Raw genomic sequence first — 25,267 nt, forward strand, 5'->3', positions numbered from 1 at the left:
CTCAGTACGGACGGGCCAGGTAGCGGCCCGTCGGATCACCGGTGACCGCACCGTCGGTCAGGACTCGGTTACCGCGAACGAAGGTGTCGGTGACCGCGGCGCTCAGTTCGAAGCCCTCGAACGGGGTGTACTCCTGAGTGGACTCCGACTCCGCGGCCCGCACGGTCCAGGTGCGCGCCGGATCGACGATCGCGATATCGGCGTCGCCGCCGACCGTCAAGCGCCCCTTGCCGGGCAGGCCGTAGCGGTCGGCCGGATTCGACGCGGTGAGCTGGGCGATGCGCCGCAGCGACAGTCCGCGCCGGGTGCCCTCGGTGATCAGCCCGGGCAGCAGGTATTCGGTACCGCCGAAGCCGGACTTGGCGGCGAACACATCGTCGCGATCCTCGCCGAATTTCACCTCGTCCTTGCAGCAGGCATGATCGGAGACGACCCAGTCGATATCGCCGGCCAGCAGATGCTCCCACAGCGCCTCGACGTCCTCGCGCGGGCGGATCGGCGGATTCACCTTGGCTCCCAGCCCGTTCACATTGTCGATATCGGTGAGCAAGTGGCCGATGGTGACCTCACGCCGGAAGTTCACGTGCGGGAACGCCGCCGCCATCTTCATGGCGGCCTTCAGTGCCTTCGCCGAACTCAGATGCAGCAGATTGATATTCGGGAGACCGGTCTCGTCGGCCAGGAACGAGGCGATGGTGACGGCCAGGCCCTCGGAGTGCTGCGGCCGGGAGGCACTATAGGCGGCCAGTCCGCTCAGCGTCCCCTCCTGCTCCACGAGCTTGGTGTAGGCACTCATGATCTCGGCGGTCTCGCAGTGCAACGACAGCGAGATGTGCTCGGCGAGTTCGGGGTACTGCTCACGGGCCCGCTGCACTCCACGCATGACGAACTCGAAATGCGCGATGTCGTAGCGCTCGTCCTCCGGGATCATCAGGAAGTCGCTCTGCGAGGTCGAGCGCCCGTGCAGACCGTGGCTGCCGTAGAACATGAAGATCTTGAACGAGGTCACGCCCTGGCCGGAGGCCAGGTCGGGAATCTCACCGATGTGCTGCTTCGACATCGGCGCGAGGTGGAAGGCGTAGTCGATATAGCTGCGCCCCGCCGAGGCATCGAGTACCTCGGGGAAGAAGTCGGCGTAGGCGCCGCCCTTGTTCAGGTAGTACTGCCCGGTGCGCATGTAGGTCAGGGCGGTGGTGACCCCGCCCTGCGCGCTGGCGCGGGATTCGGTGAGCGTGTCCTCGGCGAGCGGGTTGTAGATGCCCCAGTGCTGATGCGCATCCACCACACCGGGGAATACGAGCTTGCCGGTGGCATCGACGGTCTCGATGCGCTCCGGGTTCTCCGGGCGCAGGTCCGGCCCGATCGCGGCGATCTTCCCGTCCACGACGAGGACGTCGGCGGTCTCGCCCGCTTCGGGTGCCTCGGCGTCGGGTCGGACGACGGTGCCGTTCTTGATCAGGTAGTTGGTCATACTCTCGTTCCTTCTGCTCTATGACGAGTAGGCGAATAGGTCAGGCGGCGGCCTGCACGTGCTCGGCCGCGAGGTAGGCGAGGCCGAGCGCGGTGATGAGCCCGTTGCCGGCGAGGTAGCCGCCGGCCCCGTGGCCCGAGATCCCGATCGCCGCGCCGCCGGAGGCGTAGAGGCCCGGGATCGGTGTCCCGCTCGCCAGGACCCGCGCGTGTTCGTCCACCACCAGGCCGCCCTGGGTGTGGAACAGTGCCGGCGTGATCGCGATGGCGACGTACGGCGCGGCCAGCGGATACCGCCGGTCCACTCGGCCCTGCCGATCGGGTTCCGCACCACCGGCCGCGCGCTGGGCCGCGGCCAGCTCGTCGGCGAGTGCATCCGCGGGCACCCCGATGGCTTCGGCCAGTTCCTCGGCCGACCCGGCACGAATCAGTGAGCCGCCCGCGGCGGCGGTCCGGAAGTCGTCGAATCGTGAGCACAGCTCTTCGATGTGCTCGTCGATGACGATCCAACCGGCCGCACCGGGCTGGGCGGCGAGGATGGCGGCGAACTCCGAATATCCGGTCGATTCGGGTGCGAAGCGCCGTCCCTCTCGATTGACAATAATGCCACCGTGCACAACCGTGGCCCAACCGACCAGGGTCTGACTCCGTGAGGACAGCGCGGCATGCCCTTGATAGGCATCCAGAAATGCGGTGTCGGCACCCAGCTCCCGCCCGAGCCGCAGCGCGTCACCACGGCTGAACCGGCCGCCGTGGTAGTGGGAGTCGGCGATCTCGGGGATCAGTTCGCGCACCAGTGCGCTGTCGGCCCCGAAACCGTTGGTGGCCAACAGGACCGCGTTCGTTTTCAGCGATTCGGTATGTCCGTCCGGAGTGGCGATCTCGACACCCGACACGCGCCCGGACGTGGTATCCACTGCGCGCAGGGACATCGGCGCGATCAGCTCGATGCGCGGGTGTTCTTCGACGCGCCGCACCAGATGCTTCAGGAGCCGGGACCCGTGCCGGCCGGGGATGGTGTGACACCGATCGGCACTGTGTCCGGGGTAGCGGAAGTCGGTGACGAGTTCGAGGTCGAGGCCCTGCACGTCCGCCAGCCAGGTGACCAGCGGAGCACCGGCCAGGGCCAGCGCGCCGGCCACTCGGCGGTCTGCCGTCCCACCGGTCTTGCGTTCGATGTCGGCCAGGAAGTGTTCCGGGCTGTCGTCCACCCCGGCCGCCTGCTGCCAGCGAGTTCCCGCCGCCGGGATCATCGCGGTGCACATCGATGTGTTGTTGCCGCGCTGGAAATGCTCGTCCGAGTCGATGACGAGCACGGTCGAACCGAGTTCGGCCGCTCGCAGCGCGGCCACGAGGCCACCACCGGCGCCCGCGACGACGAGGTCGATTTCGGGACTCTCCACCCTTCCTCCTAACTCGTTCCGCTGAGCGGAACATCAGAATGTGGTACTCAGCACTATGCACGTTCAGCCAACGGCGCGCAAGGTCTCCCTACTGGTTTTACTTTCCGGAAACGCGGTTATAACTCAAACCGATAGCTAGACAATCGTTTCGCTAGGCGGTACAACTAGCTCAGGCCTTGTTCGGTGACACAGCGAAGAAACGGAGCCACGATGGAGCCCTCCGGTGGAGGCACCACAGCCGCGGCTCGGGCGGCGGAAGTGCTGCTCGAATTCGGGCGACGGTCGAGTGCATTGGGCGTCTCGGAGATCGCCCGGGCGACCGGGATGTCGAAGGCGGTCGCCCACCGCATCCTGACCACCTTCGTCGAATGCGGATTACTGCTGTACGAGCCCGACACCCGCCGATACCTGCTCGGACCGGCTGCGGCCACCCTCGGCGCCCGCGCACTGGACGTGTCACCGCTGCGCCGCAAGGCGCGCGAGGCACTGGTCGACCTGCAGCAGGTCACCGGCGAGACGGCGACGGTATCCGGTCGCGTGCCGGGCGGACGCGTCTATCTCGACCAGGTCGAGAGCACCCAGGAGATCAAGATGACCGTCGAGCTGGGACGACGGTTCGACCTGCACAGCGGCTCCTCCGGCCGCGTCATCGCCGCCCATCTGTCCGATGACGAGCAGGAAGATCTGCTGTCGCGGCCGCTCGAGCGCCTGACCACCACGACCGTCGTGGACCCTGCTGCGTTGCGCGACATCCTGCGAGCCGCCCGGCAGCGGGGAGTGTGCCGCTCCACGGGCGAACGACAGGAGGGGGCCGGCTCGATCGCGGCGGCGGTCTTCGGAGCGGACGGATCGGTGATCGGCGCGGTCTCGGTGTGCGGTCCCAGCTACCGGATGACCGACGAGGCCTGCGACCGCTACGAAGAGCCGGTTCTCGAAGCCGCACAGCGTATCTCCCGCGCTCTCGGCTACCGTCCGCCGAATTCGGCTGCCGCGGAGGCGAAATGATCCCCCGCAGCTGGCTCTACGTACCCGGTCATCGGGTCGAGCGGATCGGCAAGGCGTTCGCCAGTGCCGCCGACGCGGTCGTCATCGATCTCGAGGATGCCGTCCCGGTCGACGCGAAAGACCGCGCCCTGGACAACGCGCTCGCCGCACTGCGGGACGCACCCCCGGGCCGCCTGATCTGGTTGCGGCTGAACGCGGTCGGGTCACCGTGGCTCGACAACGAACTCCGGGCTCTGGAATCCGCGGCCGAGCTCCCGTCGGGTGTTCGACTGCCGAAAGCCGAAGCGCCCGAATCAGTTTCGGCGGCAGCCGGACGAATCCGCTGCCCGGTGCATGCCATCGTCGAATCCGCCGCGGGGTTGCTCGCGGCGCCACGGATCGCGCAGTGCCATCCCCGGGTCACCGGAATCGCACTGGGCGAGGCCGACCTCGCGGCCGATCTGCGGGTGCACCCCGGGGGCCTGGCCTGGGCACGGGGATGGATCGTCGCCGCGTCCCGCGCCGCGGGGCTGGGGTCGCCGGTGCAGAGCGTCTGGACCGCCGTCGACGATCTCGCCGGCCTGACCGAAACATCGCGTGCCGGGCTCGCCGCGGGGTTCTTCGGCCGGTCGGTCGTCCATCCGAAACAGATCGAGATAGTCAACAACGCCTATACGCCCACATCGGACGAGCAACGACGAGCTCGTCGAATCATCGACCGGGCCGCGACATCGCTCGCCGCCGGCGAAACAGCCGTACTCGACGAGGACGGCCGCTTCATCGACCCCGCCGTGGTCGCGAACGCCCGCGTGGTCCTCGATCGGGCGGCAGCGACTCAGTATCAGGAGTGAAATATGACCACACGTACCGTCAGCACCGAACCCGACGCGCTGTTGCACGCCGTCACATCCACCGACGTGGACACGGTGGAACTCGGGCACCCGCACACGACCGGCATGCCGTGCTCACCCAACCACCCCGGCTTCCGGATGACTCTGATCCGCCGGCACGGCGATATGGTCCGCCCCGACGGTGGGTCCGCGTCCAACGAGATCATCGTGACCGGTGGACACGTCGGAACCCATGTCGACGCGCTCTCCCATGTCAGCCACGAGGGAAAGCTGCACGGCGGTGTGGACGCGCAGGAGGCGCAGCTGGGCGGCCGATTCTCCCAACTGGGCGCGGAATCCATTCCGTTCCTGCTCCGCCGAGGCCTGCTGCTGGATGTGGCGCGCGTGCGGGGCGTCGACACCCTGGAGGCCGGGCAGGCCGTCACCGAACAGGATCTGTGCGACGCCGCCGACGCGGCCGGCGTGCGCCCGCGCCGCGGCGACGTGGTACTCATCCGCACCGGTTGGGCCCGGCATTTCGACGAGCCGCAGCGTTACCTCGGACAGCAGGACGGCGTTCCCGGCGCCGACGTCAGCGCCGCGCGCTGGCTCGCCGAGGCGGGCATCGTGGCCGCCGGCGCGGATACCACCGCGTTCGAGCAGATCCCGGCGGGCAAGGGCCACAGCGTGCTCCCCGTTCATCGAGTCCTGCTGGTGGACAATGGTATCCACATCATCGAGCACCTGAACCTGGAGCACGCGAGCGAGCGCGGCCTCACCGAGTTCACGTTCGTCATGGCTCCGCTGCGGATCACGGGCGGAACCGGTTCACCGGTGCGTCCGGTGGCGGTGGTCGCCCGATGAGCACGACTACCCGGCACGACCTGCAAGGGACCGTCGTCGGTCGGCTGGCCGCGCTCGCCGACCGGATCCGGATCGATGGCCTACCCGCCGACTTGCACCGCGACGTCGCTCGTCGGGTGCTCGATGTTCTCGGCAATTCTCTTGCCGCCCAGGGGCAACCGTCCGCGCGGGCGGTGACCGCGGTGGCTCGCGGCTGGGGCGGTGACCCCGCCGCCACCGGCATCGGCACCGGCGCCCGCTTCCCGGCTGCCACCGCGGCACTGGTGAACGGCACCCTCGCCCATTCCATGGATTCCGACGACACCCACCTGCCCTCGGTCCTGCATCCGTCCGCGTCGGTGATCCCCGCCGCCCTGGCCGTGGGTGAGGCGGTCGCGGCGACGGGTGCTGCGGTACTCGACGCCGCGGGAGTCGGTATCGAGATCGCGGTGCGCCTGGGGATGGGCGGCTACGACGAGGAACTCGGCAACTCCGAGTTCTTCGAGCGCGGTCAGCACGCCACCTCGATCTGTGGTGCGGTCGGCTCCGCCGCCGCGGCCGCGATGCTGTACGGCCTCGACGCCGAAGGTATCGCCGACGCGATGGGTATCGCTGCCAGTTTCGGTGCCGGCCTGCTCGAGGCCAACCGGACCGGCGGCACGGTCAAGCGTGCGCACTGTGGCTGGGCCGCACATTCGGGGGTGACCGCGGCCGAGCTCGCCCGACACGGTCTCACCGGGCCACCGACCGTTATCGAGGGCCGATTCGGATTCCTGTACGCGTTCTGCGGTGACCGCGGCGATGCCGCCAAGGTGACCGTGGACCTGGGCGAGCAGTGGGAACTGCCGGGCATCTTCTTCAAGCCGTATCCGTGCAACCACTTCACGCATGCGGGCATCGATGCCGCCCGTACCCTGCGGAGCGGCGGGCTCGATCCCGACGACATCGTCGAGATCGATCTCGGCGTGCCGACCCCCGTACTCCGCACCATCGCCGAACCGGCCGAGTCGAAGGCCGCCCCGGAGTCGGGATATCACGCGGCGTTCTCCGGTCCGTTCACGGTGGCGCGCGCACTGCTGGGCGGGTCCGGACTCGGTGTCGGGCATCGCGATTTCACCGACGAGGCGGCCCGGGACCCGCGCACGCTCGCGCTCGCGGCCCTGGTCACCGCACACAGTGACGACCGATGCGATGAGATCTATCCGCACCAGTTCCCGGCCGTACTGCGGGTGCGAACCCGCGCGGGCACCTGGCACGAAGCACGGGTCGACCACAATCGTGGCGGACCGGTGCACCCGCTCTCCGACGCCGAACTCACCCGCAAGTTCGAGCTCAACGTCGAGGGCCGGCTGGCCGCAGACGTCGCGCAGTCGGTCGCCGCGCAGGCCTTGGGCCTGTCCACGGCCGATTCACTCGACGCGCTGCTGGCAACCGTGCGGGACTGACTTCCCGGACGGCAAAGCAGGCCACCGCCGGGTCCGGACGGATCCGGCGGTGGCGCTTTCCATTCACCGGGAGCCTCACACCACCCGGGCACAGGTCCGTTAACGTCGATCGATGCAGTACGCAGTGATCGCACCCTCCGCAACCGGTACGACCGCCGATCCGCAGTGGATCGGCGAATACGCCCGCCACGCCGAGTCCTGTGGCTTCGAATCCCTCGTGCTGGTCGAACATCCGGTGGTCATCAGCGGATATTCCAGCGTCTACCCGTACGCCAGTTCCGGAAAGATGGAGATCCCCGAGAGCTGCCCGATCCCCGACCCCCTGGACACCCTCGCGTACCTGGCCGCCGTTACCACGACGATCGGCCTGGCCACCGGCGTGCTGATCCTGCCCAATCACCACCCGGTGACGCTGGCCAAGCGAGTCGCCACGGTGGACCGGCTCTGCGGCGGCCGGGTCCGGCTCTGTGTGGGGGTGGGCTGGATGCGCGAGGAGATCGAGGCCTGCGGCGCCGAATTCAGCACCCGGGGCCGCCGCACCGATGAATCGATCCAGGTGATGCGCGCCTTGTGGGCGGAGCCGGGCCCCGGTGGCGCCACCCACCACGGTGAGTTCTTCGATTTCGACAACGCACTGTCCTACCCGAAACCCGTGCGACCCGAGGGTGTTCCGATCCACATCGGTGGCCACTCCGCGGCGGCCGCCCGGCGCGCCGGCCGCTACGGGGACGGTCTGCAGCCACTGGGGCTGGCCGGGGAGGAACTGCGCGCCACTGTAGCGCTGATGCGCGAGACTGCCGAACGCGCCGACCGCGACCCCGACGCCCTGGAACTCACGTTGGGACATCTGGTCACCCGGATCACGCCGGAACGTGCCGGCAAGCTGGCCGACCTCGGCGCGGACCGCCTGGTGCTGGCACCGAGCGACACCTCGGACCTGGAGCAGGCGAAAGACGAACTGTCGGCCTGCGCCGAGCGGCTGAATTTGATTCGTCGCTGATTACCCACATCTCGCCCCGGCGCCCCGGCTGTTCAGCCGGGCGCCGGATCGGCGTGAAATGGTCGGGATGACAGGATTTGAACCTGCGACCCTCCGCTCCCAAAGCGGATGCGCTACCAAGCTGCGCTACATCCCGTGGCCGCCCGGCGCGGGCGCCGAGACCTCCCGAGTGGGCGGAGCCCGTGGCCGGGGATCTGTACGATCCCCATGTCGGAGCGGGTGACGGGAATCGAACCCGCACCATCAGCTTGGAAGGCTGAGGTTCTACCATTGAACTACACCCGCAGGCATACGACACCATTGGGATCGCCACGATGTCGTCTGCGTGTAGGACTGTACCGAACTTCACGGACGGAATGCCAATCGGGCACCCCCGACTTTTCCGGTGCCACCACTCCACCACCGTCCCGACGCCCCGGTGGCAGCGATTCATCTTGTGATACTCATCACCGAAATCGTGATAGTCGAGTGCTATCACCGAGCAGACGCCCCGAATGACCTCGAACAACACCTTTTCACGGAACCACCTGCGGACCAACGGCCCGAGCGTATGCAACACGCCGCAGGCGACACACGGGGTCCCGGTGTAACACCATGGGTACGGCAGCGATCACACTGCCGATCGCCATTCGCGAGGTATCGGAACAGGTTGCAAATCAGCGTCTTTCGATACCGGGTGGCTTGCTATGATCCTTTTTGCCGGACGGGGGTTTCTGGAAAGGGGGCGGTGAGCGTGCGCCGAAGGTGTACTCGACCGCGAAGCAGTGAGCGCGTTCCGGAGGGCGTGACCGGCCGGAGCGCCGGCGTCGACGACGTCTGCGCGAGGTGATCGGCGATGACCGCCGAACTCGACGCACAGACCGCCGCGATCGTCGCGGCGACGACACGGGACTGGGCTCGTGCCGTCTATCCCGGTAGCGGGCTGACGGTCGCACCCGAACACCTGGAGTGGGTGTTCGGCGCGATCATCGACGAATTGTTGAATCTTGCACAGTGGGAACCGTTCCCGGTGACCGCGGCTCGCGCCATCGGTCGGCGCCTCGCCGAGGCTCCGTTCGACCGCACCCGGATGCTCGCGCCGGCCACCAGGGCCCTGCTGGGCTTCGCCCCCGGCGATTCCGGCTCCCTGGTCGCCACCCGGTGGCCGTTCGTCGCCAGCCACGCCATCGACAGCTACGCCGAGGCCCTCCAACAGCGGGCATTGGCACAGCAGGAGCGCAATCTGACGGCAGCGGTGTCGGTCCGGGTACAGGAGATCGCACAGCTGCAGAACCGGTTACGGCACGAGGCCACCCACGATGCACTGACCGATCTGGCCAATCGTTCCCTGCTGCAGGAGCGGGTACGGATCATGGCCACCGACCACACTCGCGGCGTCGGCCTGCTGCTGATCGACCTGGACGATTTCAAACAGATCAACGACGGTCACGGCCATTCGGTGGGTGACGAGGTACTCGTGGCGATCTCGCGGCGGCTGCGCGCCGCCTGCCCCGACGAGGCTGTCGTATGCCGCTACGGCGGCGACGAATTCGTCGTCGCACTACCCGCCCACCGCAATACCCTCGCCGAGGTGGCGATGCGCGTGTTGACCGCGCTACACGATCCGGTCCACACCGAAGCCGGACCGGTTCCGGTATCGGCCAGCGTCGGGACCGCCTTCTCACCGCCCGGGCGGCCGTGCGATTTCTCGGATCTGCTGCGCAGCGCAGACCGCGCGATGTACTCGGCGAAGACGGCAGGTAAGCGGCAGTTCGCGCTGTCCGAACTCGAGGACACCGAGAGCGAGCCGGGCGGCTACGATGCCACCCGGCTCCACTACGGCGCCGACGCCACCCGGCTGCGTTACGACGCCGCCGTCGCCGGCTGACAGGACGGGCACCAGAACAGATTCCGGCCCTCGAGCACGCCGTGCGCGACGGTGGTCGCGCAGATCCGGCAGGGCTCGCCCGCCCGGCGATAGACATAGGTCCGCGGCTTACCCGTGGCATATGCGGGTGCGCCCCGGTCGTGTTCCGGACGGACCACCACGATCGCGCCCCGGCGCACCCCGGTCTTCATCAGCGCCACCAGATCCGTCCACAGCGCGTCCCATTCCGCCACGGTGATCGAGCGGCCGGTCCGGTGCGGCGAGATACCGTGCCGGAACAGCACTTCCGCGCGGTACACGTTGCCGACCCCCGCCACGACCGATTGGTCCATCAGCAGCGCTGCGATCGAGCGCCCGGAACGACGAATACGAGCCGCCGCCCGCTCGGGATCGGCATTGCGCCGCAGCGGGTCCGGGCCGAGCCGGGCGGTGAGCGCCTCGACCTCGGGCTCGTACAGCACTTCACAGGCCGTCGGACCGCGTAGATCGGTGCCGTAACACTCGCCGTTCGATTTTCCCGCGCCGATCATCCGCATCCGCACCTGTCCGACCGGCTCACTCAGCGGCACGGGCGATTCGGTGAAGGTGCCGTACAGGCCCAGATGCACATGCACGACCAGACCCGAGTCGTAACGGTGCAGCAGATGTTTGCCCCACGCCTCGGATCCGATCAGCACGCCACCGTCCACCAGGGCCGCACCGTCGGCGAAACGTCCCTGCGGACTCGAAACACGTACCACGCCACCGGCGAAGCGGCGCTGATGCAGCTTCGCCAGGCGGTGCAGCGTATGCCCTTCAGGCATCGAGCGAAATCCGTACCTGCCTAGCCCTCGACGGCCGGCGGCTGACCGGACTTCTCGTACTCGGCGATGATGTCGATCCGCCGCTGGTGGCGCGCCTCGTCCGACCATCGGGTAGCCAGGAAGGCATCGATGATCGCGAAAGCCTCCTCGGTGCTGTGCATCCGGCCGCCGATCCCCATGAGCTGCGCATTGTTGTGCTCGCGGGCGAGCTTGGCAGTTTCCACGCTCCAGGCCAGCGCACAGCGCGCACCGGGGACCTTGTTCGCGGCGATCTGCTCGCCGTTGCCGCTGCCGCCGAAGACGATGCCGAGACTGCCCGGGTCCGCGACCACGCGACGGGCGGCGTCGATGCAGAACGCCGGATAGTCGTCGACGGCGTCGTACTCGTGGGCTCCGCAGTCGACCACGTCGTGGCCGGCCTGCGTCAGATGATCCTTGACTTGGTTCTTCAATTCGAAGCCGGCATGGTCGGCACCCAGGTATACGCGCATGGCTGAGATTGTGTCAGGCTGAGCCGACGCCGCGTCACGGGGTGGTCTGCGGATTCTCTATAGAGTTCAGCCCATGGAGTCCGACGATCAGTCACCAGTACAGGGGCGCGGACCGGGGTGGAATCCGGTGACCGGTATGACCGGATGGGACCCGCGTCAGGGGCCACCGGGATGGGGCCCGCAGCAACCGTTCTCACCACCGGTGATCCCGCCGTACCAGCCGACCACCGGACTGTCACCGTGGGGCCGGCCGGCCCGCCACAGCTGGGAGATCGCACTGCTGGTCGTGGTGATCATGGCGACCGTTCTGGCCTACCTGTTCGCTCTGTTGTTCCTGCTGTTCGGACTGATGAACTATGTCGTCCTGGGGTTGGTCCTGGCACCGATCCTGGTGTGGTTCGGTCGCGGCACCACCTACTCGACGCAGCGGCTCAATGCGGTGAAGATGTCGCCGACCCAGTTCCCCGAGGGGTATCGCATGGTCGCCGAGGCCGCAGCGCGTTTCGGTATGGCGACCGTTCCGGACGCCTACGTGGTACTCGGCAACGGGCAGATCAATGCCTTCGCCTCCGGGCACGGTTTCCGCCGTTACGTCGCCGTCTACAGCGATCTGTTCGAGGTCGGCGGTCAGGCGCGCGACCCGGATGCGCTGGCGTTCATCATCGGGCACGAGGTCGGCCACATCGCGGCGGGCCACGTCTCGTACTGGCGCCAGCTGGGCATGTTCCTGGTGCCGTTCCTGCCGCTGCTGGGCAATGCGCTGATCCGTTCACAGGAGTACACCGCCGACAATCACGGCTTGTGCAATCGCCCCGACGGTGCGCGCGGCGCGATGCAGACGCTCGCCGGCGGTAAGTACCTCAATTCGCTGGTCGGGTTCGACGAGATGGCCGATCGAGCCTGCCAGGAGAAGGGGTTCTTCATCTGGATCGTCAATGCCATGTCGTCGCATCCGGTGCTGACCTGGCGGATGTGGGCGCTGCGTGACCGCAGCCGGCACGGCAACATGTTCTGGCGCCCGGGCGGGCCGCCACCGCGACCGGCGGTGGCCGCGCCGCCGTATCCACCACCGGTCACCGGCCCACCGCAGGCGGGGCCGCCCACCGACACCGGCAGGTACGGTCCGTCGGGGTACGGCGAGTACTACTCCAGCTACTTGCCGCGCTAGTCGAACTCCGGGTCCTCGGTGCGGGTGCGCTTGAGTTCGAAGAAGTGCGGATACGACGCGAGCGCCACCGCACCGTCCCACACCTTTCCGGCATCCTCCCCGCGCGGAATCCGCGACAGCACCGGACCGAAGAATGCGACACCGTTGATATGGATGGTCGGCGTGCCCACATCCGGCCCGACCTTGTCCATCCCCGCGTGATGACTCGCGCGCAGCGCCTCGTCGTAGTCGGTGCTCGTGGCTGCTCGTGCAAGATCGGCCGGTAGTTCGACCTCTGCGAGCGCGTCGGCGACCACAGCCGTCAGGGTGGCGGCACGATCCTCCTGCTCGTAGTCGGACCTACGGTCGTGAATGCGGGTACCCATCGCCGTGTACAGCGGGGACAAGACCTGGTCACCGTGCTGTTCGGCGGCCGCGATCGCCACCCGCACCGGGCCCCACGCCGACTTCATCATCTCCACGTACTGCTCGGGCAGATCACGGCCCTCGTTGAGCACCGCGAGGCTCATGACATGGAAGTGGGTTTCGATCTCACGGACCTTCTCGACCTCCAGGATCCAGCGCGAGGTGATCCAGCACCAGGGGCACAGGGGGTCGAACCAGAAGTCGACGCGGTCCGTGGTCGTCCGATCGCTCACATTCGTCCTTTCGAACCGGGGGAGGCCGCGTGCCCCGCCCTCGATAATCGACAACACCGCAATGTCTGCGTTATTTCCCGGATACGGCATCTCGCGGGTTAGAGTCGCACTCGACCCTGGTTGCCACTGCCCGGAGGTTCTGCCATGCCCACAGATTCCAGGTTTGTCGTCGTCGGCGGTGGTCTGGCCGCCGCGAAGCTAGCGGAGTCGTTGCGCGACAACGGCTTCGACGGATCACTCACGGTCATCGGCGCGGAGACGCAGCCACCCTACGAACGGCCGCCGCTGTCGAAGGAACATCTGTTCGGGAAGCAGGCGCTGGCCGACTTCACCGTGCACCCCGCCGAGTGGTATCGGGACAACGGTATCGATCTACTACTCGGGACCACCGTGACCTCGATCGATCGATCCTCGAAAACTGTTGCCCTGCCCGATGGTTCGACACTCGCCTACGACAAACTGGGCTTGGCGACGGGGTCACGCCCACGCCGGCTCCCGATCCCCGGTGCCGATGCGGAGGGGGTGTACCTGCTGCGGACCATCGAGCAGTCCGATGCCTTGCTGTCGCTGTTCGGCACGGCGCGGCGGCTGGTGGTGATCGGTGCGGGCTGGATCGGACTCGAGGTCACTGCGGCCGCACGCGCCGCGGGCGTCGAGGTGACGGTGCTGGAGATGGGCCCGGTTCCGCTGCGGGCCGCGCTCGGCGAGGAAATGGGCACGGTTTTCGCCGAGTTGCATCGCGCCCACGAAGTGGATCTGCGCTGCGGTGTACAAGTCGCCGAAATCGTCACCGCCGACGGTAAGGCCACCGGTGTGCGACTGTCCGACGATACGATCGTCGACGCCGACGCGGTGCTGGTCGCGGTGGGCGCCCGGCCGAATATCGAACCGGCCGCCGATGCCGGGCTCGCCGTCGAGGGCGGTGTCCTCGTCGATGAAAGCCTGGCCAGCAGCGATCCGGATATCGTCGCGGTCGGCGATATCGCGGATCACCAGCACCCGGTGCTGGGGCAACGGGTGCGGGTCGAACACTGGGCCACCGCGCTCAATCAACCGGCCGTCGCGGCGCTGACCATGCTGGAGCGCCCCGCGACCTACGATCGGCTGCCGTATTTCTTCACCGACCAGTACGACCTCGGTATGGAGTACACCGGGTACGTCGCGCCCGGCACCACCACCTCGGTCGTGGTCCGCGGCGACGTCGGCGCCCGCGAATTCGTCGCGTTCTGGCTGGACTCCGGCAATCGCGTGCTGGCCGGCATGAATGTGAACGTCTGGGATGTCACCGACCGGATCAAGGAGTTGATCCTCGGCGCGCAGCCGGTGGACCCCGCAGTCCTCGCCGATACCGCCACACCCCTGTAACCGGGTCCCGTCCCGCCGACGGCGTTGCCGCTCGGCGGGACCGGGCATACCGCGATCAGGACCAGGTGTGGCCGGTGATGCGCTGATAGGCGTCCATGTACTTCTCCCGTGTCGCCGCCACGATGTCGGACGGAATCTCCGGGCCGGGCGGTTCCTTGTCCCACCCGGTGGAGGTCGCCCAGTCGCGCACGAACTGCTTGTCGAACGAGCGCTGGGCACGGCCCGGCTCCCATTCGTCCGCCGGCCAGAAACGGGACGAATCCGAGGTCAGCACCTCGTCACCCAGAGTGAGGACATCCGCGTTCCAGCCGAATTCGACCTTCGTATCGGCGATGATCACACCGCGTTCGGCGGCATGCTCGGCGCCCCGGGTGTAGATCTCGAGCGTCAGTGCGCGCAGCCGCTCCGCGACCTCGCGGCCCTCCTGGTTCACCACGTCGTCGAAGGTGATCGGTTCGTCGTGGCCCGCCGACGCCTTGGTGGTGGGAGTGAAGATCGGCTCCGGCAGCCGGTCGCCCTCGCGCAGCCCCTCGGGCAGGCGCACCCCCGATACGGCACCGGTGTGGCGGTACTCCTGGAGACCGGACCCGACCAGGTAGCCGCGGGCGATGCATTCCACCTGCACCATCTGCAGCGGACGAACCCGCACCGCGCGGCCGGTGAATTCGTCCGGGACATCGGTCGTGGACACTACGTGGTTGGGGACATCGGCGAAATAGTCGAACCACCAGTTCGACAGCTGGGTGAGCAGCGCGCCCTTGTCCGGGATCGGCGTCGGCAGCACCACGTCGTACACCGATACGCGATCGGACGCGACCAGAATCAACGATTCGCCGTCGGCGTAGAGATCACGCACCTTACCGGCGTGGATGTGCTTCAACCGTCCTCCTCGTATCACTGAGCGCCGCAACGAACGCTCAGCCTACCGAGCGGTCCGATGGCCACGAACCTTCGGTGGCGTGGCGCGCGGTGGTCGCGAACATGGCATTCTGGGCTGCGACTACATCAACAGCGCGGTTCATCGACCGGTCTCGAGCGAAGGAGTCTCCTTGTCTGCACCGAATCTCACCCGCGAGCAGGCCATCGCGCGGGCCTCGACGATCAGCGTGGACAACTATCGAGTCGAACTCGACCTCACCGGGAAACGGTCGGAGGGCCCCGCACACGAGACCTTCCACTCCCGCTCCACGGTGACCTTCACCGCCACCGCCGGCGCGCAGACCTTCATCGATATCGTCGCCGCCGGAGTGCGCTCGGCCGTGCTCAACGGCACCACTGTCGACGTCTCCGGATACGACGAGTCGCACGGCATCACCCTGACCGATCTGGCCGAGCACAACGAACTGGTGGTGGAGGCGGACTGCGAGTACTCCCACACCGGTGAGGGCCTGCACCGCTTCGTCGATCCGACCGACGACAAGGTGTACCTGTACTCGCAGTTCGAGACGGCCGACGCGAAGCGGATGTTCGCCTGCTTCGACCAGCCCGATCTGAAGGCCACCTATGACATTTCGGTCACCGCCCCGAGCGACTGGGAGGTGATCTCCAACGGCGCCGCGATCGAGACCCGGGCCGAGGGCGATGCGGTCGAGCACACCTTCGCGACCACGCCGCCGATGAGTACCTATCTGGTCGCGCTGATCGCCGGACCGTACGCCAAGTGGATCGACGTCTACACCGACGATCGGTCCACCATCCCGCTGGGCATCTACTGCCGTGCCTCGCTCGCCGAATTCATGGACGCGGAAAGGCTTTTCACCGAAACCAAACAGGGCTTCGCCTTCTACCACCGCAACTTCGGCGTCCCCTACGTCTTCGGCAAGTACGACCAGTTGTTCGTCCCCGAGTTCAATGCCGGCGCCATGGAGAATGCCGGTGCGGTGACCTTCCTCGAGGACTACGTGTTCCGGTCCAAGGTCACTCGCGCCTCCTACGAGCGCCGTGCCGAGACCGTGCTGCACGAGATGGCGCACATGTGGTTCGGCGACCTGGTGACCATGAAATGGTGGGACGATCTGTGGCTGAACGAGTCGTTCGCCACCTTCGCGTCGGTCCTGTGCCAGACCGAGGCCACCGAATACACCGGGGCCTGGACCACTTTCGCGAATGTCGAGAAGTCGTGGGCCTACCGGCAGGATCAGCTGCCCTCCACCCATCCCATCGCCGCCGATATTCCGGATCTGGCCGCGGTCGAGGTCAATTTCGACGGCATCACCTACGCCAAGGGCGCCTCGGTCCTCAAGCAACTGGTGGCCTACGTCGGGCTGGAGCCGTTCCTCGCCGGCCTGCGCGACTACTTCGCCGCACACGCCTTCGGCAACGCCACCTTCGACGATCTGGTCGGAGCACTCGAGAAGTCTTCCGGGCGTGACCTTTCCGGTTGGGGCGCGCAGTGGCTGAAGACCACCGGCCTGAATACGCTGCGGCCCGATTTCGAGGTGGACGACGACGGGAAGTTCACCCGGTTCGCCGTCGTCCAGGACGGTGCCGCCCCCGGAGCGGGTGAGCGGCGCGTACACCGGCTGGCCATCGGCGTCTACGACGACCGGGACGGAAAGCTGGTACGCACCCGCCGCGTGGAGCTCGATCTGGACGCCGCCGAGCGCACCGAGGTACCCGAACTGGTGGGAGTCGAACGGGGCCAACTGGTTCTGGTCAACGACGACGACCTCACCTATTGCTCGCTGCGACTGGACCCGCACTCGCTCGACACGGTCACCACCAGGATCGCCGATATCGCCGAATCGCTGCCGCGCACGCTGTGCTGGTCCGCCGCCTGGGAAATGACCCGCCAGGCCGAGATGCGGGCCCGCGATTTCGTGGCGCTGATCCAGGGCGGCGTGGGCGCGGAAACCGAGATCGGCGTGGTGCAACGGCTGCTGATGCAGGCACACACCGCCCTGGCGAGCTACGCCGACCCGGAATGGGCGGATCAGACCGGCTGGCCTGCCTTCGCCGACCGCCTGCTGGAACTCGCCCGCGCGGCCGAACCGGGTTCGGACCACCAGCTCGCATTCGTGAACGCGCTCACCGCCGCACGCCTGTCCCCGTGGCACAGCGAGGTGCTCGGCACCCTGCTACTCGATTCCGACCCGGCCGCGGCGCAGTTGCCGGGGCTCGCGGTCGACACCGATCTGCGCTGGCGGATCGTGCAGGCGCTGGCGGCAGCAGGCCAGCTCGACGCGGAAACCACCGAAACCCCGGTCATCGACGCGGAATTGGAGCGCGATCCCACCGCCGCCGGTCGCCGCCAGGCCGCCGCGGCCGCCACCGCTCGTCCGCAGGCCGAGGTGAAGGAGAAGGCCTGGCGCACGGTGATGGACGACGATTCGGTACCGAACATCACCGCCCGGGCCATCGTCGGCGGATTCGCTCCCGTCGGTCAGGGCGAGCTGCTGACCCCGTACGTGCAGCGCTACTTCGACGAGATCGCCTCGGTGTGGGAGCGCCGCTCCAGCGAGGTGGCCCAGACCGTCGTGGTCGGCCTCTACCCGCACTGGGCCATCAACGAGGAGGCGATCGCCGCGGCCGACAAGTTCCTCAGCGGTGATCACCCACCGGCCCTGCGCCGCCTGGTGATCGAGGGTAAGGCCGGTATCGAGCGGTCACTGCGTGCCCGCGCGGCCGATATCGCCTGATCAGGACGGACGGTGGTGGGTGGGCCTGCCCCACCGCCACCGCCCGCTGCTGTGAGCGGATCTGCCCACAGCAGCATCTCGCGTTCTCGGGACGCCCCCGGGTGCACCGTGGACGCATGGCTCACGACGACACCAAGACACCGCTGTTCAGCTGGCGCTCGCGGGAACAACTACTCGGCCGTCGCATTCTCGTGCTCGACGGCGGGCTCGACGACGACAACGGGACCCTGCTCACCACCCAGCTGCTCACCCTGGCCGCAGAGGCCCCCGACGCCGACATCTCGCTGTGGATCCACTCCCCCGGCGGATCGGTCCCCTCGATGCTGGCGATCCGCGACGTGATGCGGCTGGTGCCGTGCACTGTCTCGACGCTGGCGCTCGGATTGGCCTGCAGCGCCGGACAGTTCCTGCTCTCGGCCGGAACCCCGGGCAGGCGGTACGCCCTGCCGCATGCGCGCATTCTGATGCATCAGGGGTCGGCCGGTATCGGTGGCAGCGCGGGTGAGGTGGAAGTACAAGCCGACGATCTGCGCCACACCGTCAACACGGTATTGGGCCTGATCGCCGCGGATACCGGCCAGCCGTTCGACCGGGTCTACGAGGATTCGCTGCACGACCGCTGGTTCACCGCCACCGAGGCCCGCGACTACGGCTTCGTCGATCACATCGTGGACTCCTTCGATCAGGTGATTCCACAACGCCATCGCGTCGGAATCTCGGCCTGAGGAGGAACTCGTGACCAGTTACACCATCCCCAATGTCATCGCCCAGCACCCGCACGGCGAGCGAGTCATGGACGTCTACTCCCATCTGCTCACCGAGCGGATCGCCTATCTGGGCACCCCCATCGATTCGGGCGTGGCCAATGCGTTGATCGCACAGCTGCTGCATCTGGATGCCGACAGCCCGGGCCAGGAGATCAACCTCTACATCAACTGCGAGGGCGGCGATCTGTCGGCGATGCTGGCGATCTACGACACCATGCAGCACATCTCGTCACCGGTGGCGACCACCTGTGTCGGCCAAGCCATCGCGGTGGGGGCGGTACTGCTGGCGGGCGGCGCGGACGGACGCCGGTCGATGCTCCCGCACGCGCGCGCCGTATTGCACCAGCCGGCCACTCGTGGGCAGGGGGCGATCCCCGACCTGATCATCCAGGCCGACGAACTGGTGCGGATGCGAGCCGAGATCGAGACGATCCTGTCCAGGCACACCGGTCAGGACGCGACCACACTGCGCCACGACACGGATCGTGACCGGGTGTTCACCGCGCAGGCGGCACTGGAGTACGGGCTCGTCGACCGGATTCTGGGCGAGCGTCCCTGAGCCGGCCCGGCCCTGGGTCCGCCACACTGCGGAAGCTGCACTGTGTGACGCCGATGCCGGTGTTACCCGGCAGCGGACGCGCGGTGGCAGCGGCCGGGTGCGGCGATCGGCTCAGGCGGCGAGCAGCATGGTGTCGGTCGGGCGGCCGACCGATGCCGTGTCGTCCGGACGGCCGAACGAGGTAAGGCGCGTGGCCCGCTGCAGATCGTCGGCGACAGTGGCGGCCAGCTCGCCCAGTGTGGTGCCGAGCGCGCCGGTCAGGGCCGCGATCATCTCGCTCGACGGCTCTTTGCGGCCGCGTTCGATCTCGGACAGGTACTGGGGTGAGATTCCGGCCCGTCCCGCGGTGCGAGCGAGCGTCTCGCCCAGATCGAGGCGCCGTTCCCGCAATCGGCGGCCGAGCACCTCACGCCACAAGGGTTCCGCCGCGCCCCCGGGCCGGGCCGGACGCAGGGCCCGCACCGGGGTCGGTCGCACCAGCTCCGGACGTGCTCGGTCCTCCGAGCCGTCGGGGATCGAGACGGGAGTGCGATCCGGGACCGGGACCGACGGCGGCTCGGCGGCCGGTGACTGCCGTGCGGCCTGGTCGTGTCCGCCGGAGATCGCACGCAGTGTCGGGAAGTCCGCCATATGCCGAGCCTACGTCCGAGGGGCCGCGCGGCGGGCGCGCTTACGCTCACAGCGAATCCCGGAACGCGGCCGACCGGTGTGCAGACAAAAACGCACCCCTGCCCGAGTGTCTCGGACAGGGGTGCATCGGCCCTGATGAACCGGCGCGAGCGTGCCGATCAGCGCGGGTGGATCAGCTCGGGCGTCCGATCGCCGCGGCCATCACGCGTACCGCGGAGACGACACCGTCGACGAGTTGTCCCTGACGCAGTGAGGCCAGCGCCGCGGTGACGCCCAGCTGGCAGACGCGGTCGTTGACACGGTCGGCGACATCGCGACCCGAGCGCACCTCGACCGCGCGGTCGTTGGGTGAGACGGCGATGAGCACCGAACGCGCCGCCTCGGGAGTCACCGGGAACACGGCATCGATACCGGCAGCGGTATCGGCACCCAGGTCGCCGATGTAGACGTTGAACCGGACCTTGGTGGTACGGGTCGCCTCGGTGAGGGTGTTGTCCATCAGCAGCCGCTCGTTGTCGTTGAACGGCGCCTCCTTGAACACGTCACCGGCCTCGTGCACACCGGATACGCGTCCGCTGCTGGTCACGGCGTAGCCGTGCGGCAGGGTGGACGGGTCCACCGCGGGCCAACTAGAACTTGCCACTTGCCCGGCCTCCGATCAGATCAGCCCCGGATTCGATTGCCGCATGATGACCGTGCGACGCATGTGCGGCCTGGGCGACGGACAACGTCACCTCGTCGGTCGCGCTCCACAGCACCGGTGCGGAGGTCCACTTCTTCCCGAGGTCGTAGTGGACCGGCTTCTCACCGGGCAGCGGCTTGCCGAGGAACGACAATCCGGCAATCACCGCGTAGATCACCAGCGGGATGCCGAGAAAGATCAGCACTGTTTCGAGAATGCTCACAGCCCAACGGTAGACGATGGCGATTTCCGGGTCAGCTCCGAGCCACCGTGTCGGCCACCCAGGCCGCCGCACCCGGGGCGAGCTGCGCCTCGTGCAGTGGCGCGCTGGTCAGCAGCAACTCCCCGGCCGGCAGGTCGATCGCAGCCGTGGACGTGTTGAGCACACATACCAGTCCGCCCGGCCGGCGGAAGCCCGGACAGTCGCCGGGACCGTCCCGCCATTCGATCGTATCGCCCGCGAATTCATCTCTGGTGGAGCGTAATTCGAGGGCACTGCGGTACAGCGACAACGTCGATTCGAGATGCTCGAGTTGCTGTTCCACGGTCCGGTCGGCCCACTGCTCGGGCATCGGGAGCCAGGGTTGTCCGTCGGTGAATCCGAACGGCGGCCGCTCCCCCTCCCAGGGAATCGGCACCCGGCAGCCGTCGCGGCCCCGATCGCGATGGCCCGAACGCTCCCACACCGGATCACGCAACGCGGACTCGGGCAGATCGTCGACATTGGGCAACCCGAGCTCGGCGCCGTTGTAGACGAACACCGTGCCGGGCAACGCCAGTTCGAACATCATCATCGCTCGTGCCCGGGCGAGACCCGTCGCGCCGCCACCGTACCGGGTGACCTCGCGCGCGATGTCGTGATTGGACAGCGTCCAGGTCGCCGCCGCGCCGACCGAGTGCACCGATTCCAGCGAGTTCTGCACCGCGGCCCGGATATCGGCGGCATCGAACGCAGCCTCGGCGAGCCGGAAGTTGAAGGCGAGATGGAGTTCGTCGGACCGCAGGTAGTCGCCGAACCGCGCATTGTCCTCGACCCACACCTCACCGATCGACACCGCGCCCGGATACTCGTCGAGTACCTTGCGGAGCCGGCGATGGACGTCGTGCACACCCGGATTGTCGAACCGCGGGTCACGGCCGTCGCGGGCGGGCGGTTCCGCATCCTCGCGCGCGGTTCCCGGCGGCTCGCCCGAGGCTTCGATCGCCGCCAGCACCGTGGGATCGATATCGGGCAATCCCGGTGGTTTCGCCATACCGTGGGCCACATCGATTCGGAAGCCGTCCACTCCGCGCTCGAGCCAGAAGCGCACGGTGTGTTCGAAATCCGCGACGACCTCCGGATTGTCCCAGTTCAGATCGGGCTGCTGTGGCGCGAACAGGTGCAGGTACCACTGCCCGGGGGTCCCGTCGGATTCGGTGACCCGAGTCCAGGCCGGACCACCGAAGACACTGGGCCAGTTGTTGGGCGGCTCGGCACCGTCCGGGCCGCGACCGTCGCGGAAGATGTAGCGAGCCCGTTCGGAACTGCCGGGCGCGGCGGCGGTCGCGGCAGTGAACCACGGATGACGGTCACTGGTGTGATTGGGCACCAGATCCATCGTCACTCGCATACCGCGGTCGTGCGCCTCGGCCACGACCTGATCGAAGGTCTCCAGATCACCGAACAGCGGGTCGATATCGCGCGGATCGCTGACGTCGTAGCCGCCGTCGGCCATCGGCGACCGCATCACCGGGCAGATCCACAACGCGTCGACACCCAGTAGTTCCAGGTAGCCGAGCCGGTCCCGAATGCCGGCGAGATCGCCGACGCCGGTGCCGCCGGCATCGGAGAACGACCTCGGGTAGATCTGATAGAACACCGCCGACTTCCACCACGCCGCGGCGTTCTCCGTCGCCGTGTCCTCCACGTCCCGCTGCACCGGTCCCCCGGTCGATGGCATCGTCACAGTCGCCCATGGTGCCAAAGACGTTGCGGCCCTCCGTGCGGGACCGCGAATTCGGCACAAATGAGCTACTGCACAGCAGTCACCGCAACCGCGCGAAACACCTACTACCAGGGACGGAACCCGGTACAGCTCACATCGGCGCGTTCATCAGTGAATTCGCGGCCATCTCCAGGTAATTCAGCAGCGCTTGCCGATGTTCGTCGTCGAGGATCTCCGGCTCGATCTCCGCGATCGCGATGTGCATGCACCGCAGCCACGCGTCGCGTTCGAGCGGACCGATACTGAACGGCATGTGCCGCATCCGCAGCCGCGGGTGTCCGCGCTCGTCGGAATAGGTGCGCGGGCCACCCCAGTACTGCTCCAGAAACATCCGCAACCGGCGCTCGGCCGGGCCGAGGTCGGCTTCCGGATACATCGGCCGCAGGATCTCGTCGGTGGCGACCTCCCGATAGAACGCCGCCACGATCCGCCGGAACGTCTCCGCCCCGCCGACCGCCTCATAGAACGATGTCGCCGTCTGTTCGCCGGAAGTCATCGACCCTCTCGATCTGTTCGCTGCCCGTATTCGCCCACCATTGTGCCCGTCCCCGTACCGACCGCCCACCGGTCGAGGCACACGGCGCCGCTCGCGGGCCCGTCACCGGCGCATTACTTCGTGTTCAGGCGAAGGCCGGTGTGCGGCCCGCGGCGGCGCGGATAATGGTGCGCAGCCCGTCGACCACGTGCGATCGGTGGAACCGTGCCGATTTCGCGGCCGAAATCACCGTGCACACCGGCACGTTCCGTGGTCAACTGGGTGGCAGTGTCTGCCTGACAGCACACGAACCGACCTAGCAGAATTCGGGGTCCGCAATGAAGCAGCGGCACGGCGCCCGGTCACACGAGGCGAGAGCGCACCGACAACTCCAGCCCGCCGACGTCCACAATCGTGGGTCGGGGGCCACTCCGCTGCATATCCTCTCCGCATATTCCTCTCCGGCACATCCGCCGCCCGCAACCGAGCCCGTCGCGACCCTGTGGTCCAGACGCCGGGTGCTACTTCTCAATGCCACCTACGAGCCGCTGACCGCCCTGCCCGCGCGTCGCGCCATCGTGCTGCTGGTCTGCGACAAAGCCGATACGGTCCACGACGATCCGGAGGGCCCCGTCGTACACTCCGCCGGCACTTCGATCGCGTTGCCATCGGTGATCCGGTTGCGCAATTACGTGCGAGTTCCCTATCGCGCCCGGGTCCCGATGACCCGAGCGGCCCTCATGCACCGGGATCGCTATCGCTGTGCCTACTGCGGCGCCAAAGCCGAAACCATCGATCACGTCGTGCCGCGCAGCCGCGGGGGCGCCCATTCGTGGGAGAACTGTGTAGCCTGCTGCGCGCCGTGTAATCACCGCAAAGCCGACAAACTTCTCAGTGAACTGGGTTGGGCACTCCCGCAGCCGCTGGTCTCACCGAAAGGCCCCCATTGGCGGCTGCTGTCCACCACGTCCGATCTCGATCCGGTGTGGTTGCAGTACCTGGGTGAGGGCGCGGCGTAATACCCCGCGCTCAGGAGGCCAGCAACGGCGCGCCCCGGCGGCGAGCGACCGAACCGTAGCGGGCATCCAGGCGTAACCAGGTCCGGGTGGCCCGCACCCGGACGTACTCGGTGGCGGCGATCCGCCGGGAATCCGCCTCGGTGCCGGCGTGCGGGATGAAATCCATCGCGGTGAGGGCGAACACCACCCGCATCGGCACATCGACCTGCTGACCGGCACCCGTGACGGTCAGCACGGTCTGTTCCAGCAGGGAGGCCGGTGGCCCGTGCCCGCTGCCGTGCTCGGCCGCCAGGCGAGCACCGCGTTCGGCCAGTTCGACCAGGTTGCGGGCCGGGACGTCGTCGATCTGTGCGAACCCGGTCAGCGGCGGTAGTGCCGTGCGCCAGGCCGAATCCATGGAGTACCCCACATCGATGGTCCCGTCCGCACCGGGCGCGGCCAGCCCGGCCAGCGCGGTGTCGCCCGCGACGGTGACATCGCCGACACCCAGTTCGCCTACCACCGTGCGGGCGGCCAGCACCTCGAAACCGGTCGCGGCCCATGCGGTGACGTAACTCTCACCGCGCCGGTGCAGCCGGATGACAGCCGCCGGATCGAGCCGGGTCGCACGGGTGAGGAAGGTTGCCAGATTTTCCCGCTCGGCGGGATCGGTTATGCGCAGCATCGAATCGTCGTGTCGTCCGGACGCGTCAGTCGGCCTGCCAGAGGCTCAGGTAGTCACGTTCCTCCGTACTCAACCGGCGGAGCCGCTGAGTGTCGATGTCGAACGCTGCGATCTGTGTGGTGGCGACGACCGCGGGCGGTGAATCCAACGCCACCCCGTTGGCACGCACCTCGTAGCCGATGGTGAAGTCCACCGCGCGCAGCTGCTCGATCCACATGGCCACATCCAGCGGCGTGTCCTCGTGCCGGAGCTGCCCCCGGTAGCGCACGTGCAGATCGGCGAGCACGCAGCCGGTGCGCAGGCGGGCGGTCGGACGGTCGCCCTCGAACAGCCACGGGATCCGTGCCTCTTCGAGCAGCGTCACCATGCGAGCGTGATTGATGTGCTGGAAGACGTCCATATCCGACCATCGGACATCGACCTTGGCATGGAATCGCTTGGGCGCGACGACGGCATTGCCCGACGTCGAGACTCCGTTCACCGAGCCGACACTGGTCACGCTGTACACCTCCGATCGGGTTACCGCCCGCGCTTCCGGCCC

At 67.8% G+C, this 25,267-nt stretch carries 25 protein-coding genes and 2 tRNA genes; 12 read left to right on the top strand and 15 right to left on the bottom strand.

Translation table 11 applies throughout. The features are described 5' to 3' along the window. Window position 1: 1 nt before the first annotated feature. The gene (locus NV2_RS03165) at window positions 2-1,471 is read right to left on the bottom strand and encodes a dihydroorotase (protein WP_067868746.1); all 1,470 of its coding nucleotides are present in this window, start codon (window positions 1,469-1,471) and stop codon (window positions 2-4) included. Window positions 1,472-1,511: 40 nt separating this feature from the next. Further along, window positions 1,512-2,873 (bottom strand): FAD-dependent oxidoreductase, encoded by a 1,362-nt coding sequence (locus tag NV2_RS03170; RefSeq protein ID WP_218018941.1) that lies wholly within the window; start codon window positions 2,871-2,873, stop codon window positions 1,512-1,514. Window positions 2,874-3,083: 210 nt separating this feature from the next. On the opposite strand from NV2_RS03170, the gene NV2_RS03175 reads away from it, so the two are divergent. From NV2_RS03175 to NV2_RS03195, 5 genes are all read left to right on the top strand, one after another. Continuing rightward, the gene (locus NV2_RS03175; protein ID WP_067868753.1) at window positions 3,084-3,878 is read left to right on the top strand and encodes an IclR family transcriptional regulator; all 795 of its coding nucleotides are present in this window, start codon (window positions 3,084-3,086) and stop codon (window positions 3,876-3,878) included. Then, a complete protein-coding gene (locus tag NV2_RS03180; protein ID WP_067868754.1) occupies window positions 3,875-4,708 on the top strand; it encodes an HpcH/HpaI aldolase/citrate lyase family protein in 834 nt (277 codons plus the stop codon). The genes NV2_RS03175 and NV2_RS03180 overlap by 4 nt, the downstream gene beginning before the upstream one ends. A gap of 3 nt (window positions 4,709-4,711) precedes the next feature. After that, window positions 4,712-5,551: a cyclase family protein gene (locus tag NV2_RS03185; protein WP_067868756.1), complete on the top strand. Its 840-nt coding sequence runs from the start codon at window positions 4,712-4,714 to the stop codon at window positions 5,549-5,551. Further along, the gene (locus tag NV2_RS03190; protein WP_067868759.1) at window positions 5,548-6,975 is read left to right on the top strand and encodes an MmgE/PrpD family protein; all 1,428 of its coding nucleotides are present in this window, start codon (window positions 5,548-5,550) and stop codon (window positions 6,973-6,975) included. The genes NV2_RS03185 and NV2_RS03190 overlap by 4 nt, the downstream gene beginning before the upstream one ends. A gap of 112 nt (window positions 6,976-7,087) precedes the next feature. Beyond that, window positions 7,088-7,975 (top strand): LLM class F420-dependent oxidoreductase, encoded by an 888-nt coding sequence (locus NV2_RS03195; RefSeq protein ID WP_067868764.1) that lies wholly within the window; start codon window positions 7,088-7,090, stop codon window positions 7,973-7,975. Between the two features lie 59 nt (window positions 7,976-8,034). Here the strand turns inward: NV2_RS03195 and NV2_RS03200 are convergent. Together NV2_RS03200 and NV2_RS03205 are read right to left on the bottom strand one after the other, a co-directional pair. After that, a tRNA-Pro gene (locus NV2_RS03200) sits at window positions 8,035-8,111 on the bottom strand. A 78-nt stretch (window positions 8,112-8,189) separates the two neighbouring features. Then, a tRNA-Gly gene (locus NV2_RS03205) sits at window positions 8,190-8,260 on the bottom strand. Window positions 8,261-8,810: 550 nt separating this feature from the next. Between NV2_RS03205 and NV2_RS03210 the strand changes: the two genes are divergently transcribed. Beyond that, complete coding sequence (locus NV2_RS03210; RefSeq protein WP_084473791.1) at window positions 8,811-9,842, top strand: GGDEF domain-containing protein; 1,032 nt, start codon at window positions 8,811-8,813, stop codon at window positions 9,840-9,842. Here NV2_RS03210 and NV2_RS03215 read toward each other — a convergent pair. Together NV2_RS03215 and NV2_RS03220 are read right to left on the bottom strand one after the other, a co-directional pair. After that, window positions 9,818-10,645: an Fpg/Nei family DNA glycosylase gene (locus NV2_RS03215; RefSeq protein ID WP_067868773.1), complete on the bottom strand. Its 828-nt coding sequence runs from the start codon at window positions 10,643-10,645 to the stop codon at window positions 9,818-9,820. The two genes, NV2_RS03210 and NV2_RS03215, sit on opposite strands and share 25 nt — an antisense overlap. 20 nt (window positions 10,646-10,665) lie before the next feature. Then, window positions 10,666-11,136 (bottom strand): ribose-5-phosphate isomerase, encoded by a 471-nt coding sequence (locus NV2_RS03220; protein ID WP_067868776.1) that lies wholly within the window; start codon window positions 11,134-11,136, stop codon window positions 10,666-10,668. Between the two features lie 73 nt (window positions 11,137-11,209). Here NV2_RS03220 and NV2_RS03225 point away from each other — a divergent pair, with 73 nt between their 5' ends. Further along, entirely contained in the window at window positions 11,210-12,304 is a 1,095-nt protein-coding gene (locus NV2_RS03225; protein ID WP_307612536.1) for a M48 family metallopeptidase, read from the top strand. Here the strand turns inward: NV2_RS03225 and NV2_RS03230 are convergent. Continuing rightward, entirely contained in the window at window positions 12,301-12,942 is a 642-nt protein-coding gene (locus NV2_RS03230) for a mycothiol-dependent nitroreductase Rv2466c family protein (RefSeq protein ID WP_067868779.1), read from the bottom strand. The two genes, NV2_RS03225 and NV2_RS03230, sit on opposite strands and share 4 nt — an antisense overlap. A gap of 144 nt (window positions 12,943-13,086) precedes the next feature. On the opposite strand from NV2_RS03230, the gene NV2_RS03235 reads away from it, so the two are divergent. Continuing rightward, a complete protein-coding gene (locus tag NV2_RS03235) occupies window positions 13,087-14,307 on the top strand; it encodes an NAD(P)/FAD-dependent oxidoreductase (RefSeq protein ID WP_067868782.1) in 1,221 nt (406 codons plus the stop codon). A 55-nt stretch (window positions 14,308-14,362) separates the two neighbouring features. Here the strand turns inward: NV2_RS03235 and NV2_RS03240 are convergent, their stop codons facing one another. Continuing rightward, entirely contained in the window at window positions 14,363-15,187 is an 825-nt protein-coding gene (locus NV2_RS03240; RefSeq protein WP_067868792.1) for a phosphoribosylaminoimidazolesuccinocarboxamide synthase, read from the bottom strand. Window positions 15,188-15,356: 169 nt separating this feature from the next. On the opposite strand from NV2_RS03240, the gene pepN reads away from it, so the two are divergent. The 3 genes from pepN to NV2_RS03255 all read left to right on the top strand — a co-directional run bounded on the left by pepN (window position 15,357) and on the right by NV2_RS03255 (window position 19,271). Then, window positions 15,357-17,945 (top strand): aminopeptidase N, encoded by a 2,589-nt coding sequence (gene pepN, locus NV2_RS03245; RefSeq protein WP_067869350.1) that lies wholly within the window; start codon window positions 15,357-15,359, stop codon window positions 17,943-17,945. A 116-nt stretch (window positions 17,946-18,061) separates the two neighbouring features. Next, window positions 18,062-18,670 carry a ClpP family protease gene (locus NV2_RS03250; protein ID WP_067868794.1) on the top strand — a complete coding sequence of 203 codons (609 nt, stop codon included), beginning with the start codon at window positions 18,062-18,064 and terminating at the stop codon, window positions 18,668-18,670. 10 nt (window positions 18,671-18,680) lie between these two features. Next, a complete protein-coding gene (locus tag NV2_RS03255; protein ID WP_067868796.1) occupies window positions 18,681-19,271 on the top strand; it encodes a ClpP family protease in 591 nt (196 codons plus the stop codon). 111 nt (window positions 19,272-19,382) lie between these two features. Here the strand turns inward: NV2_RS03255 and NV2_RS30610 are convergent, their stop codons facing one another. The 5 genes from NV2_RS30610 to NV2_RS03280 form a co-directional block, all read right to left on the bottom strand. Then, window positions 19,383-19,901: a helix-turn-helix domain-containing protein gene (locus tag NV2_RS30610; protein ID WP_084473794.1), complete on the bottom strand. Its 519-nt coding sequence runs from the start codon at window positions 19,899-19,901 to the stop codon at window positions 19,383-19,385. 172 nt (window positions 19,902-20,073) lie between these two features. Next, complete coding sequence (locus NV2_RS03265; protein ID WP_067868798.1) at window positions 20,074-20,544, bottom strand: DUF5130 domain-containing protein; 471 nt, start codon at window positions 20,542-20,544, stop codon at window positions 20,074-20,076. Next, window positions 20,531-20,806 carry an aa3-type cytochrome oxidase subunit CtaJ gene (gene ctaJ, locus NV2_RS03270; RefSeq protein WP_067868801.1) on the bottom strand — a complete coding sequence of 92 codons (276 nt, stop codon included), beginning with the start codon at window positions 20,804-20,806 and terminating at the stop codon, window positions 20,531-20,533. Before ctaJ ends, NV2_RS03265 begins: the two co-directional genes overlap by 14 nt. 31 nt (window positions 20,807-20,837) lie before the next feature. Further along, window positions 20,838-22,523 carry a glycoside hydrolase family 13 protein gene (locus NV2_RS03275; RefSeq protein WP_067868804.1) on the bottom strand — a complete coding sequence of 562 codons (1,686 nt, stop codon included), beginning with the start codon at window positions 22,521-22,523 and terminating at the stop codon, window positions 20,838-20,840. Window positions 22,524-22,659: 136 nt separating this feature from the next. Continuing rightward, on the bottom strand, window positions 22,660-23,064 hold the full coding sequence (locus tag NV2_RS03280; protein ID WP_067868806.1) for a globin: 405 nt from the start codon (window positions 23,062-23,064) through the stop codon (window positions 22,660-22,662). A 317-nt stretch (window positions 23,065-23,381) separates the two neighbouring features. On the opposite strand from NV2_RS03280, the gene NV2_RS03285 reads away from it, so the two are divergent. Next, on the top strand, window positions 23,382-24,062 hold the full coding sequence (locus tag NV2_RS03285; protein ID WP_174550540.1) for an HNH endonuclease: 681 nt from the start codon (window positions 23,382-23,384) through the stop codon (window positions 24,060-24,062). A gap of 10 nt (window positions 24,063-24,072) precedes the next feature. On the opposite strand, the gene NV2_RS03290 is transcribed toward NV2_RS03285, so the two are convergent. Beyond that, window positions 24,073-24,726 carry a DUF8185 domain-containing protein gene (locus NV2_RS03290; RefSeq protein ID WP_067868810.1) on the bottom strand — a complete coding sequence of 218 codons (654 nt, stop codon included), beginning with the start codon at window positions 24,724-24,726 and terminating at the stop codon, window positions 24,073-24,075. Between the two features lie 25 nt (window positions 24,727-24,751). Continuing rightward, the gene (locus NV2_RS03295; RefSeq protein ID WP_281198517.1) at window positions 24,752-25,207 is read right to left on the bottom strand and encodes an acyl-CoA thioesterase; all 456 of its coding nucleotides are present in this window, start codon (window positions 25,205-25,207) and stop codon (window positions 24,752-24,754) included. Between the last annotated feature and the right edge of the window lie 60 nt (window positions 25,208-25,267).

This window comes from Nocardia vermiculata NBRC 100427 (genome assembly GCF_001613265.1).
Lineage (GTDB): Bacteria > Actinomycetota > Actinomycetes > Mycobacteriales > Mycobacteriaceae > Nocardia > Nocardia vermiculata.